The following is a 13,387-nucleotide window of genomic DNA, read 5'->3' as shown; positions in this document are numbered from 1 at the left end:
GTTACTGAACTCAAACCCTTTAACTGTAAATCTTAAACTTTTTTTAACGAATAGGTATAAAAAAAGGCGATACTAAAAAAAGTAACGCCTTATTTATGTTTATAGAAACATTATTTTTTGTGTCTTGGTTCGCAAGAAACAGTCAATTTATGTCTTCCTTTAGCTCTTCTACGCGCAAGAACTTTTCTTCCATTAGCAGAAGCCATTCTGTCCATAAATCCGTGCTTATTTCTTCTTTTTCTTTTCGATGGTTGAAACGTTCTTTTGCTCATTGCTTTGTATCTTTAAAATCTTATTTATATGTCTTCCTATTTTTGAATAACTGTTATTCTAAAACCGAGTGCAAATATACAAAGACTTTTTTTTCTCACAAGCAGTTTTGTAAAAATATTTTCAATTCATTTTACTATATTTGTGATCTTAAAATAATCACACTATGTTTCACAGAAATATTAAACTTATTATCGCCGGACTAATTATCATTACTGGCATTTGGCAATTTACAGAAAGCAATATCGGTAATGGAATTTTCCTTATATTATTGAGTGCATTTCCTATTTTCCTTTACTTTAAAAACGAATTCATCTTATTAGCCTTCTTAAAACTAAGAAAACAAGATTTTGAAGGTGCTAAAAAATGGTTGGCTTACATCAAAAACCCAGAAACAGCTTTGGTACAAAAACAACAAGGATACTTTAATTACCTGCACGGAATCATGCTTTCGCAAACAAATATCAATCAAGCGGAGAAATATTTCAAAAAAGCAATTGAGTTAGGATTATCAATGGATATGGATTTGGCTGTAGCCAAATTGAATTTAGCCGGAGTTGCAATGACACGCAGAAGGAAATTAGAGGCTACTACCTTATTGAATGAAGCTAAAAAATTAGACAAACAAAATATGTTGAAAGAACAGATTGTGATGATGAAAGAACAAATGAAGAAAATATAATTTTTATAATTATCGAAAAAGGGGCAAATGATACACATTTGGCCCTTTTTTTATTTGGTTCCTATTCTACTTTTCGCAAGAACAGAACTACTTCACATTTTTAAAATCAACCCTATAAGAAATATAAGTTCATTTAAGCAATTGCTGATTTTAGTTTTTACGTGACTTATATTTCCTTATATGACTGTCCTGCTAAACAGACCATGATTATTTTTTTACTATCATCAACAATGAGATTAAGAGTCAATTTTTTCAACAAATTCTTAAAAAAATCACTGAATGTCGTGAATGCCGCTTGATATCTTTATTTCTTGTTTAAAAAAAAAATCTCATTCTTAAAACAGAAAAAAGCCAGCATCTCTTAACCTCTAAACCTCACTGTTTAAGAATTACAATGTTTTCTTTGTTAAATTCAATATTTACAGGTATTTACAAAGCACTTTTGTAAGCTTGAATTTTAATACAGAGATTGAAATATTTTTTTTGGCATTCGTAACGGACAGTCATATTTCCTTAAATGCCTTATATGGTTCAAAAAATCAGTTAATACCCCTTCAAAGGAATCTCGATTTGGTATTTTTTACCGGTATCATTTATTAATTTAGTTTCCCTGAGCCAAGGATTGTGAATTTTCAAAATCTTATAGTTAATCCCTTCACTTTTAGCAAAATCAGCCAAATCTGTAATTGTACTATCAATTTCAATTTTTCGAGTTGGCAAAATTCCATATAAATCTTCCGGAGCAATGGTAAATCCATATTTCACAGGATTCGTCATGATTTCTTTCAAAGCTAAAATCCTGAAAACATAGCGAGACGTTTCTTCGGTAAGCAACAAATCATAATAATTAGATACTTTTTGGATGCCAATTTGTTTATTCACACCTGTCATTCCTCCGTTATAAGAAGCTGCCGCCAAGGTCCAGCTTCCAAATTTTCCTTTGGCACTCAAAAAATAACTGCAAGCCGCATGCGTTGATTTTTCTAAATCATAGCGCTGATCCACATTTTCATTGACTTCCATTCCGCGCTCCTTGGCTGTATCAGGCATGAATTGCCAAATTCCTCTTGCTCCTGCTGGCGAAACCACATTTACTAATCCACTTTCTATAACTGCCAGATATTTAAAATCATCCGGAATACCGTTCTTTTTTAAAATAGGCTCAATTACAGGAAAAGCACGATTCGCTCTTTTTATAGCTAAAATAGTGGACGCATGCAGATTTACATTTACCAGCAACTCTCTGTCCAAACGCTCTTTTACATCCGATATTTTCAAGGGAGTTTCTTCACCTGCAAAATCCAATTTTACAGGAAAATCACTAGCAATTTCTTTTGCTACCTCTTTTTCTTCGTTCGGATTTTTAGCAGCAAAAATAAATACACCGCTCGCAAAAATCACGGTAAGGACCAAGGCAACTTTATTAATTAATTTCATTTTTTCTTTTTTATGCCTTTCATATAGTTATAAAAGTGCGTTTACTCTTTTTCTGTTCCCAATATAATGGAAGGTAAATTTTCATTCAACCATTTGTATTTGTTCAAAATCATTATATGCGTCCCTCCTTTTACAACGACACAATTCTTGATATATTTTATAGGAAAAACATCATCCATATCTCCATGAATGTGGATTACTTTTTCATCTGCAGCAGTTCTGTTCCATAAAATCACCTGCTCCACCGCCCAATTCAAATAACGAATATCTCGAACCGAGAGAAATTTCTCGTAAAGCTTAAGTCTTTGATTTACTTTTTCGCCAAAGGAAAACTTAGCAAGACTCTCAATATTTGCAATCAGATTCATGGGAATTAATTTATAGGCTTTGGTAGTTTTAGCAATTTTCATTCTTCTGGGAAATTCCACATTACTTTTGACACTCGAAATGATAATAACTTTCCTAGCTTCAACATATTTAGCCATTTCCTGTACCAAAATACCTCCAAACGAAACTCCGATTAAAACGGGATTAGCATGTTTAATTTTAACTGTAAGTCTCTTCGCATAATCCGCTAAAGACTCTTTATCAAGAGGAATTTCCCATTCCAAAAGATGAATTTCAAAAGCATCCTCCGGAAGCGCAATTCGCTCAAAAATGGCAGTACTTGCCGCTAATCCTGGCATTAAATAAACTGGGATTTTACTCATGATTGTTTTAACTATTTTTCAATAACGTCCGATTTATTATCTCTATTTTTTTATAAAATTAATTTTTTAATTGAAATCAAGCTGATTTACTACTTTATATTATCAATAATTTATGACTGTAAAACTATTTTGAATAGAATTCAAAAATAAAGCTAATTTTGGTTAACTTAAAATTACGATTATAAGCATTGACTGACAAAGAAGGAGCTGCACCAAGATACGCCAAGAAATCATTTGATATTGAGAATCAAATCAATACCTTTGTAAATATCGTTTCGCCAAAAGACAGTAATGACGAAAATGCGCTTTGGATTTACCAGAAAACTTTTTTTTATTTAGGTATTTTCGATAGCAATTCACTCGACATATGAAGTTAAAATTCCTCAAAACGGAGTTTATTTATTTTTTAATTGATAGCGAAATAGAAGTTAATAGTCAAATTTGAAGGTAAGAGATACCATGGGAATAACTCATCTCGGTCTATTCGAGATCAAGATTAGCACCAAATTAAAAATACTATTGGCAGAAACACCAATGAATCAAAGTTAATTATTATGGAAGCAGGAATCATTATGGAAATCAAAGACAATACTTTTTCAAGACAATTTGAAACTATGGTAGACGAAGGATTAGTTTCTGTCGAATATTCATTTCAGGAGAAAAAAATATTTTTAACAAAAATAAATGTGCCCGAAACATTTGAAAACGAAGAATTCATTTCTAATTTTCTAAAAAACATTATGGAAATTGCCATTGAACGAAAACTAAAAGTTGTCCCTATTCTTCCCAAAATAGTTGTGTTTTTCAAAAAAAACCCAATTTACAAAGAATTACTTCCTCCCGGAATACGATTATAAAAAAAGGCTGTATAATTAAAAACACAGTCTTTTTTTAGTAAAAATTCAAATTTTGAATTAATTTCTATCCTTACCACGAGAAGGGTTATTCGTTCTTGCCGGCGGCGTTTTTTCCACAGGTCTTCTTGATGGAGCGGAACGTGTTCCTTCGTTTCGTTGGCGATTCGCTGGTGCAATAGATCTAGCCGGTCGGGTTGTTGAAGGATTATCTTGACGTGTTCTTGGTGCCTGTTGGCGATTTGTTGGTGCCGTAGGCTGAACTGGATGCGCTGACGAAGGATTTCGCTGGCGGTTTTCATCTACATTTTGACGTCTTGTTGGTGTCATGGGCTGAACTGAAAGGGAAGTTCGAGGATTTGCGGAACGGTTTCCTCTCATTTGCTCTCGAGTTCTAGGAAGAACTGTTCCTTCCGGTCTTCTAAAATTCCTTCCTTGATACGTCTCTCTATAAGTATTATTCATCCGGTTTCTCTTTACTACTGGAGAGCTATTCCTTCTGGAATAATAATACGAATGCGCAAGAGGATATCTTACATATCCTACTCTTCGATAAAAATCGTTTCTATAATAATGACGATGGTAATCCCAATAATTATAATAATAAACAGGAGTCCACGCACGCCAATAAGATGGATAATATCCCCAACGCCATGGAGATATGTAAATTACAAATGATGGAGAAAATAAATTGATTACTATTGGCCAATTATTAACATATAAAACACCGTTCCAATAATTACCCGTGTACGCTCTTTCATAACCTAAATAACCCGGATTTGGAGTATAATTATCCCCTGATGAAGGTTCCAAAATATAATCTTCACCATACAATTCTTCATCACCTATAATTTGAATAACAACCTTCCCAAATCTATTTTTATTGACTTCTATAACAGCTACATCCTGATATTCAATCCTATTTACCGCCACGCGAAGGACTATTGAATAAGAATCTCCATCCCTATAACTAACTACCTGAATGTAATCTACATAGCCATCATTATTCAAATCAAGATTATTAATATTGGTATCTTTATCATTAATCGCTCTTTCAAATTCTTCTAAAGTTTTTGATTTTTGAAAAATATCTAATACTGCATAAAGATTAAGGTTATCACCCGGCATACCCAAAGCTACAGCTCTACTTTCTATTTGAGAAAAAAGTGGCGCACTAAACAGCGCGGTAGCTAAAAAGACAAAGGATAAAATTAATTTTTTCATGACTAAAAATTTTATACATTGAAATTCAATTACAATACAAGGTACGAAAAAATTAAAATTAAAATATTACTAACAAGCACTTTAACCTTTTATATATAAAAAATTACCTTCAAAAATCACTATGTTTTTACTACAAAAAAAATTCTCAAAACTTGACTTAAACAAAAAAGACATGCGTTATACGCATGTCTTTTTTGTATCTATAACCTGTTCTATCTGAACACTATTTCTCTATCTCTCGCATACTGTCCATTTTCTTATGAGCCAAGAAACCGGTAATATCTTCAAAATGTTCTACTACTCTTTTGTTTCCAAACTCAAAAACTTTAGTTGCCAATCCATCCAAGAAATCCCTGTCGTGAGAAACCAAAATTAATGTTCCGTCAAAATCACGCAACGCATCTTTGATAATATCTTTGGTTTTCATGTCCAAGTGATTCGAAGGCTCATCCAAAATCAATAAATTCACTGGTTCCAACAATAGTTTAATCATTGCCAAACGCGTTTTTTCGCCACCGGAAAGTACTTTCACTTTTTTGGTCACATCATCACCCTGAAACATAAAAGCTCCTAAAATATCTTTAATTTTAGTTCGAACATCACCCACGGCAATATCATCAATAGTTTCAAAAATAGTGGCGTTTTCATCTAATAAAGAGGCTTGATTTTGAGCAAAATAACCAATTTGGGCATTATGACCAATTTCTAAACTTCCACCATTTATTTCGATTTCTTTCATAATGGCTTTGATCATCGTTGATTTCCCTTCCCCATTTTTCCCTACGAAAGCTACTTTTTCTCCTCTTTCAATGACCATATTTGCATTCGAAAAAACAACGTGATTGCCATACGATTTTGTTAAATCTTTTACAATTACCGGATATTGTCCTGAACGGGCAGCAGGTGGGAATTTTAGTTTCAAAGCCGAAGTATCCACCTCATCAACCTGAACAATAACCAATTTCTCTAACATTTTAACACGGGATTGAACGGCATCCGTTTTAGAAAATGTCCCTTTAAAACGATCGATAAAAGTTCTATTATCAGCAATCATTCGTTGTTGCTCGTCATACGCTTTTTGCTGATGCACACGTCTGTCTTTTCTAAGTTCCAGATAATGAGAGTATTTAGCTTTATAATCATAAATACGTCCCATCGTAACTTCGATGGTACGATTGGTAATATTATCGACAAAAGCTCTATCGTGAGAAATTACCACAACCGCTTTGGCTGAATTAATCAAGAAATCCTCTAACCATTGAATACTTTCAATATCCATATGATTGGTAGGCTCATCCAGTAAAATTAAGTCTGGTTTTTGCAAAAGAATTTTGGCAAGTTCAATTCGCATTCTCCATCCTCCAGAGAATTCTGAAGTTTGGCGGACAAAATCTTCGCGGACAAAACCTAAACCAATTAATATTTTCTCTACTTCGGCTTCGTAATTTATTTCTTCAATAGCATAAAATTTCTCGCTTAAGTCAGAAACTCTTTCGATTAATTTCATGTATGCATCACTTTCATAATCCGTACGAATGGTTAATTGTTCATTGATTTCATCAATCTCCGCTTTCATTGCAAAAACTTCTCCAAAAGCTTTCGACGTTTCTTGCATCACCGTTGCACCGTCTGTAGTCAACAAATGCTGAGGCAAATAGGCCACAACAGCATCTTTTGGTGCCGAAATATTACCGGTTGAAGGCTTGCTTTGACCCGCAATAATTTTAAGCAGCGTCGATTTTCCTGCTCCATTTTTACCCATTAGGGCAATTTTATCATTTTCATTTATAGCAAAAGAAACATCACTAAAAAGTGTTGTGCCACCAAATTGCACAGAAATATCGTTAACTGTAATCATTTAGATTATAAGATTTTTAGATAATTTGATTATCTGATTTTAAAAGTGCAAAGATAGATTAATTCAGTAATTGGACAATTGAATAATTTATAACAATTTAAATTTTAAATACAAGAAATAAAAAAATTAAACCGAGCACAATAATAGTGTTTTTTTATAGTTTTGTAGTTGATATTTAGACCTTTACTAACTAAAAATATTTTGCATTTGAAACAAAAGAAAAATCTTAAAAACAACAAATCCCTAAATCATGATGAAAACAGTTATCCATGTTTAAACAATGTAAAAAACAGGAGAATAGTGTAGAAAACAAAATCGATGTGTAAACGAAAAACCTAATTTTTCTAGGTTGAATGAAAATTTAAAAACTAGTTCATGAAAAAAACATTAACAATTATTCTCTTATGCGCTTTTAATTTTATTGTAGCTCAGAGCAATGAAGAAATTGTACAGAAAGCTTGTGAAGTACAAACAAAATGGGGTTCTAAAGCCAAAAATAAAAATATTATTACGCTAATTGATTTTTCAAAATCAATCAACGAAGCAAGGCTGTATGTTATTGATTTAAAAAATAACAAAATACTTCTGACCAGTAATGTTGATCATGGTTCCGGCTCAGGAACCGGATTGACTCCTAGTTCATTTAGCAATATTGAAGGAAGTAAAGCCACTTCATTAGGATGTTATGTTACGCTACAGACCTATCAAGGCATGTGGGGATATTCTTTAAGATTAGATGGTTTAGAAAACGATAAAAATTCGAATGCTTTGAAAAGAAATATCGTGGTTCATTCGTCAAAAAAAATGTTTAGTAAGTTCAGTTGGGGATGTTTTTCTGTTCCTGACAATAATGCCAATCCGTTGATTGACTTGATAAAAAACGGCTCCCTTATTTATGCTTATCAATAAACAGCTATTTACTTAGTAGTACTTAAAATAAAAAAAAGCCTCAATCAAGAGGCTTTTTACATTGTATATAAAGTAGAAATTATTCTTTTCTCCACTTTTTTGATTCCTCAAAAACATGTTCTAGAATAGCTTCTTCTCTTTCGTCAAAATCCACATTTCTACGACTCATTACTAATCGAGCCGTTTCAAAAGCTTTTTTGGTCACATAAGTGGTAAAACCGGAAGCGCCACCCCAGGAAAAACTAGGTACAAAATTGCGAGGAAACCCACTGCCAAAGATATTAGCACTCACTCCTACTACCGTCCCCGTATTGAACATAGTATTAATTCCGCATTTGCTGTGATCCCCCATCATCAATCCGCAAAACTGAAGTCCAGTTTTAGCAAAACCTTCCGTTTCATAACTCCACAATTTCACTTCTTCGTAATTATTCTTTAGATTAGAATTGTTGCTGTCAGCACCAATATTACACCATTCGCCAAGAACAGAATCTCCAAGAAACCCATCATGTCCCTTATTCGAATATGCAAAAAGCACTGTGTTTTTTACCTCCCCACCAATCCTGGAATACGGACCAACAGTTGTAGCGCCATATACTTTTGAAGCCATTTTTACTTGCGCATTTTCGCACAAGGCAAAAGGTCCTCTGATTACGGAACCTTCCATAATTTCTGAATCTTTACCTATATATATGGGACCTAAAGAAGCATTTAAAGTTACAAACTCTAACTTTGCCCCTTCTTCTATAAATATGTTCTCCGGCGCAATGACATTGACACTTTTTGGGATGGGTTGTGATTTCCTGTCTTCCGTTAAATATTCGAAATCTTCTCGTATCGCAGCATCATTTTTAGAAAAAATATCCCAAGTATGCTCAACTGTCAAGCAATCATCATTGTATTCAATAATTTTATAGGTATCAAAATCTACTTCTTCTTGTTCCTCATTCGTATAAAAAGCAATGACTTCATCGCCTTTAAAAATGGCTTGATTTGGTTCCAGATTACTAACCAGCTCTGCTAATACATCATTAGGAAGAAAAGAGGCGTTTATCATTACATTTTCTTCTAATTCTACCATTGGAAATTTCTCTGATAAATATTCCTCTGTCAATGTAGTTGTAGTAGAACCCAGACGCATTTCCCATTTTTGACGAATGGTCATGATTCCGATAAGAATATCAGCAACCGGGCGTGTGAAAGTAAATGGCAAAAGTGCATTTCGAGCGGGACCATCAAAAAGGATGTAATTCATAAATAAATTGATTTGGCAATTATTAAAATATTGATTTGGTTATCGGGTTCAAAGTTACAAAGATTTATATTTATTTTAATGGGAGTGACTGTATAACTCATTCTATATTAAATAAAAAAAGCCTTCCAAAAAGGAAGGCTTGATTGTATTTGAGAACAAGTTAAAATTATTTAACGTGTTTAGCGTATTTAGTTTTGAATTTATCAATACGTCCTGCAGTATCAATAAGTTTAGATTTACCTGTGTAAAAAGGGTGAGATGTTCTAGAGATCTCCATTTTTACAACTGGATATTCAACTCCGTCAACTGTTAATGTTTCTCTTGTATCTGCAGTAGATTTAGTGATAAAAACTTCGTCATTTGACATGTCTTTAAATGCAACTAATCTGTAATTTTCTGGGTGAATTCCTTTTTTCATCTTGTTAATCTTTTTTATTTGTTAATTATAATTTGTCTTGAAGCTTTTCTTCTAACAGAAAAGGTATAAACTCCTTATAACTTTTTGTTTTACAATATTATTTTGAGTTTGCAAATTTACAATTATTTTCCAATAAACAAATCTTTGCATCACTTTTTTTATATAATCGTAAAAAACGATTTTTAGCTACGAATATATTGGGAATTGTTATATTTGTGGATTAATTCTAAAACAGTAACAATGATAAATGAAATTATTAAAAAGAATGGAATAACCTTTGGAGTAACAATTGGAATTGTTTCTGCATTAATTACTTCGACAATATACGCTATTGATTTAAATCTGTTTACTTCTTGGTGGATTGGAGCTTTAAGCATTTTAATTTACCTTGTATTGGGAATTGTTTTACTTTCGAAAACAAAAAAAGAGCTCAACAATGTTTTCTCTTTCAAAGATGCTTTTACGACTTACTTCATTGCTACACTAATAGGTATTTTAATTTCTACACTTTTTAATGTTCTTTTATTCAATTTTATTGATCCTTCTGCTAAAGAGACTTTAAGTGAATTAATGATTAAATATACTGTCAATATGATGCAGAAATTTGGCACACCAGCATCAGCCATTAACGAAGCAATAGCAAAAATGAAAGAAAACAATCCTTATTCTACATTGGAATTACTAAAAGGATCCGTTTTTAGTATTGTTTTTAGTTCAATTTTCGGATTAATTTTGGCAGCATTTTTCAAAAGCAAATCTACACAAGAATAAAAATTAATGAATTTATCTATACTCATACCGCTTCTTAATGAAGAGGAATCACTTAATGAACTGTATAACTGGATCATTAAAGTGATGCAATCTCATAATTATTCTTATGAAATCATTTTTCTGGATGATGGAAGTACGGATAATTCATGGAATATTATCGAAGGATTTGCCCAAGAAAACCCACACGTAAAAGGGGTTCGTTTCATGAAAAATTTCGGAAAATCACAAGCCTTACATGCCGGTTTTGCAAAAGCAAAAGGCGATGTCATTATCACCATGGATGCCGATTTACAAGATAGCCCAGAGGAAATTCCGGGATTGTACGATATGATTACCAATGGTAAATATGATTTGGTTTCCGGTTGGAAAAAGAAACGCTACGATTCTGTTGTGGCAAAAAACTTACCTTCTAAATTATTCAATTGGGCGGCGAGAAAAACATCAGGAGTTGAATTGAATGATTTCAATTGCGGATTGAAAGCGTACAAAAATGTTGTGGTGAAAAACATTGAAGTTTCAGGTGAAATGCACCGATACATTCCAGTTTTGGCAAAAAATGCCGGTTTTGGAAAAATTGGTGAAAAAGTGGTGCAGCATCAAGCCAGAAAATATGGCGAAACTAAATTTGGGATGGAACGTTTCATCAATGGTTTCTTGGATTTAATTACCATTTGGTTTCTTTCAAGGTTTGGAAAAAGACCAATGCATTTATTTGGTGCCATGGGCTCCGTAATGTTTATCATTGGTTTTATGCTTGCCGGATATATTGGTATTTCAAAACTATATCATATGTATAATGATATGCGCTATAGTCTGGTAACGAGTAATCCTTGGTTTTATATCGCACTTACCACAATGGTTTTGGGAACACAATTATTTTTGGCTGGATTTCTTGGTGAAATAATTTTGCGAACAAAAAACAATGAAGAGCGTTATAAAGTGTCAAGTGAAGTTAATTTTTTATAAATTTAATTAAAACTAAATTTAAAGGAAATGGTTATGGTTTAGCCAATACCTAGCCCTGATTACTTCACATAACTTTTATTTTGATAAGAGTTCAGTGAATTTCATTTGCAGCAACATACTTTTTCTTTTTTTTCTTTAAAAAAAGAAAAAGATACAACGAATAGCAGGATATAGCTCCTAAAAAAACAAAAAACTGTATTTAAATTTTAATTACAAATTTAGAAACTAAAAAAAATAGCATGGATATCAAACAAAATATTTTGGACGCAGTAAATGAGTGGCTTACGCCAACATTTGACACCGCTACTCAGGAAGCTATTACCGAATTGATAACTACATCCCCTAAAGAACTGGAAGAGAGTTTTTATAAAAATCTTGAATTTGGAACTGGTGGAATGCGTGGTGTTATGGGTGTAGGAAACAATCGCATCAATAAATATACGCTTGGAAAAAGCACACAAGGACTTTCGGATTATATGCATACTGCATTTCCCAATCAGTCTTTGAAAGCCGTTATTGCTTACGATTGTCGTCATAATAGTGATACTTTGGCCAAATTAGTTGCGGATGTTTTCTCAGCTAATGGAATTGAAGTTTATTTGTTTTCGGAATTGAGACCCACACCAGAATTGTCATTTGCGGTTAAACTTTTAGGTTGTCAATGCGGAATTGTTCTTACGGCATCTCACAATCCGCCGGAATACAACGGATACAAAGTATACTGGGAAGATGGCGGACAAATTGTGCCACCGGAAGATGAGGGAATCATCAATGTTATTGAGAATTTAAATTACAATCAAATCAAGTTTACTGCCAATGAAGATTTGATACACTATATTGACAAGGAAGTTGATAAAGCTTTTATCAGATCGACTATCGAGAATGCCAGTTTTGGAACTTCGGCTGAAGCCAAAGAAAATCTAAATGTTGTTTTTACTTCGTTACATGGAACTTCAATAACGTTGGTTCCTGATACCTTATCAGAAGCAGGTTACACAAACGTTCATATTGTTCCGGAACAAGCGGAGCCAAATGGTGATTTCCCAACGGTAAAATCTCCAAATCCTGAAGAGCCGGAAGCATTGACGATGGCATTAGCCTTGGCTGATAAAACCAATTCTGATATTGTTATTGGGACTGATCCTGACTGTGACCGTTTAGGAGTTGCCGTTAGAAATAACGAAGGCAAAATGACTTTGCTTAACGGAAATCAAACCATGATTTTGATGACTGCCTTTTTATTGGAACAATGGAAAAAAGCAGGTAAAATCAATGGCAAGCAATTTGTAGGTTCTACAATAGTTTCTACTCCTATGATGATGGAATTAGCGACAAACTACGGCGTAGAATGTAAAGTTGGTTTGACAGGTTTCAAATGGATTGCCAAGATGATTAAGGATTTTCCGGAGTTGGAATTCATTGGTGGTGGTGAAGAAAGTTTTGGCTACATGGTAGGCGATGCCGTACGTGATAAAGATGCTGTGGCGGCGACTTTATTGATTTGCGAAGTGGCGGCTCAAGCCAAAGCTAAAGGAAGTACTGTTTACAAAGAATTACTAAAACTGTATGTTGACAACGGTTTTTACAAAGAATACTTAGTTTCATTGACTAAAAAAGGAATGGATGGCTTACAGGAAATTAATCAGATGATGATTGATTTACGTGAGAATCCATTGAAAGAAATCAACGGATTGAGAGTTGTAATGATGGAAGATTACCAATCTTCAATTGCTAAAAACTTGCTTACCGATGAGGAAACCAAAATGGAAATCCCAAAATCGAACGTGCTTATTTATTACACTGAAGACGGCTCTAAAATATGCGCCAGACCAAGTGGAACTGAACCTAAAATAAAATTCTACATCAGTGTAAATACTGAATTGGATTCCGTAGAAGATTTCAACGAAGTAGAGAGCATTTTGGGCAACAAAATAAAAAATATTATTGCATCAATGCAATTGAACTAATTTAATAAAAAATTGATTTTTCAGACAGACCCGATAAGTGGAGAACTCATCGGGTCTTGATGATAA

At 33.3% G+C, this 13,387-nt stretch carries 14 protein-coding genes; 7 read left to right on the top strand and 7 right to left on the bottom strand.

Going from position 1 to position 13,387, the window contains the following annotated elements:
• Positions 1-110 precede the first annotated feature (110 nt).
• Positions 111-272, bottom strand: a complete 162-nt coding sequence (rpmH, locus tag E0I61_RS13570) for a 50S ribosomal protein L34 (protein ID WP_007136275.1) — start codon at positions 270-272, stop codon at positions 111-113.
• A 164-nt stretch (positions 273-436) separates the two neighbouring features.
• Between rpmH and E0I61_RS13565 the strand changes: the two genes are divergently transcribed.
• On the top strand, positions 437-952 hold the full coding sequence (locus E0I61_RS13565; RefSeq protein WP_131992837.1) for a DUF2892 domain-containing protein: 516 nt from the start codon (positions 437-439) through the stop codon (positions 950-952).
• Positions 953-1,495: 543 nt separating this feature from the next.
• On the opposite strand, the gene E0I61_RS13560 is transcribed toward E0I61_RS13565, so the two are convergent.
• Positions 1,496-2,389, bottom strand: coding sequence for a lytic transglycosylase domain-containing protein (locus E0I61_RS13560; protein ID WP_132072051.1), 894 nt, complete (start codon positions 2,387-2,389; stop codon positions 1,496-1,498).
• Positions 2,390-2,430: 41 nt separating this feature from the next.
• Positions 2,431-3,099, bottom strand: coding sequence for an alpha/beta hydrolase (locus E0I61_RS13555; protein WP_132072049.1), 669 nt, complete (start codon positions 3,097-3,099; stop codon positions 2,431-2,433).
• A gap of 188 nt (positions 3,100-3,287) precedes the next feature.
• Here E0I61_RS13555 and E0I61_RS13550 point away from each other — a divergent pair, with 188 nt between their 5' ends.
• Positions 3,288-3,470 carry a hypothetical protein gene (locus E0I61_RS13550; RefSeq protein ID WP_131992845.1) on the top strand — a complete coding sequence of 61 codons (183 nt, stop codon included), beginning with the start codon at positions 3,288-3,290 and terminating at the stop codon, positions 3,468-3,470.
• A 201-nt stretch (positions 3,471-3,671) separates the two neighbouring features.
• Positions 3,672-3,956 carry a GNAT family N-acetyltransferase gene (locus tag E0I61_RS13545; RefSeq protein ID WP_132072163.1) on the top strand — a complete coding sequence of 95 codons (285 nt, stop codon included), beginning with the start codon at positions 3,672-3,674 and terminating at the stop codon, positions 3,954-3,956.
• Positions 3,957-4,013: 57 nt separating this feature from the next.
• Here the strand turns inward: E0I61_RS13545 and E0I61_RS13540 are convergent, their stop codons facing one another.
• Both E0I61_RS13540 and E0I61_RS13535 read right to left on the bottom strand, forming a co-directional pair.
• A complete protein-coding gene (locus tag E0I61_RS13540; RefSeq protein WP_132072047.1) occupies positions 4,014-5,177 on the bottom strand; it encodes a hypothetical protein in 1,164 nt (387 codons plus the stop codon).
• A 223-nt stretch (positions 5,178-5,400) separates the two neighbouring features.
• Positions 5,401-7,035, bottom strand: a complete 1,635-nt coding sequence (locus tag E0I61_RS13535; protein WP_132072045.1) for an ABC-F family ATP-binding cassette domain-containing protein — start codon at positions 7,033-7,035, stop codon at positions 5,401-5,403.
• 375 nt (positions 7,036-7,410) lie between these two features.
• On the opposite strand from E0I61_RS13535, the gene E0I61_RS13530 reads away from it, so the two are divergent.
• Positions 7,411-7,944 carry a murein L,D-transpeptidase catalytic domain family protein gene (locus E0I61_RS13530; RefSeq protein ID WP_131992851.1) on the top strand — a complete coding sequence of 178 codons (534 nt, stop codon included), beginning with the start codon at positions 7,411-7,413 and terminating at the stop codon, positions 7,942-7,944.
• Positions 7,945-8,023: 79 nt separating this feature from the next.
• Here the strand turns inward: E0I61_RS13530 and E0I61_RS13525 are convergent, their stop codons facing one another.
• Together E0I61_RS13525 and E0I61_RS13520 are read right to left on the bottom strand one after the other, a co-directional pair.
• A complete protein-coding gene (locus E0I61_RS13525; RefSeq protein WP_132072043.1) occupies positions 8,024-9,199 on the bottom strand; it encodes a GlmU family protein in 1,176 nt (391 codons plus the stop codon).
• A 166-nt stretch (positions 9,200-9,365) separates the two neighbouring features.
• A complete protein-coding gene (locus E0I61_RS13520; protein WP_039109118.1) occupies positions 9,366-9,617 on the bottom strand; it encodes a type B 50S ribosomal protein L31 in 252 nt (83 codons plus the stop codon).
• A 240-nt stretch (positions 9,618-9,857) separates the two neighbouring features.
• On the opposite strand from E0I61_RS13520, the gene E0I61_RS13515 reads away from it, so the two are divergent.
• From E0I61_RS13515 to E0I61_RS13505, 3 genes are all read left to right on the top strand, one after another.
• Complete coding sequence (locus E0I61_RS13515; RefSeq protein WP_131992857.1) at positions 9,858-10,388, top strand: DUF4199 domain-containing protein; 531 nt, start codon at positions 9,858-9,860, stop codon at positions 10,386-10,388.
• A 6-nt stretch (positions 10,389-10,394) separates the two neighbouring features.
• On the top strand, positions 10,395-11,354 hold the full coding sequence (locus E0I61_RS13510; protein WP_132072041.1) for a glycosyltransferase family 2 protein: 960 nt from the start codon (positions 10,395-10,397) through the stop codon (positions 11,352-11,354).
• 239 nt (positions 11,355-11,593) lie between these two features.
• Positions 11,594-13,321 carry a phospho-sugar mutase gene (locus E0I61_RS13505; RefSeq protein WP_132072039.1) on the top strand — a complete coding sequence of 576 codons (1,728 nt, stop codon included), beginning with the start codon at positions 11,594-11,596 and terminating at the stop codon, positions 13,319-13,321.
• Positions 13,322-13,387: the final 66 nt, after the last annotated feature.

The sequence above is a fragment of the Flavobacterium ranwuense genome (assembly GCF_004349315.1).
In the GTDB taxonomy this organism is placed as follows: Bacteria; Bacteroidota; Bacteroidia; order Flavobacteriales; family Flavobacteriaceae; genus Flavobacterium; species Flavobacterium ranwuense.
Note: the sequence above shows the minus strand (reverse complement) of the source record. Positions and strands in the feature narration are given on the sequence as shown.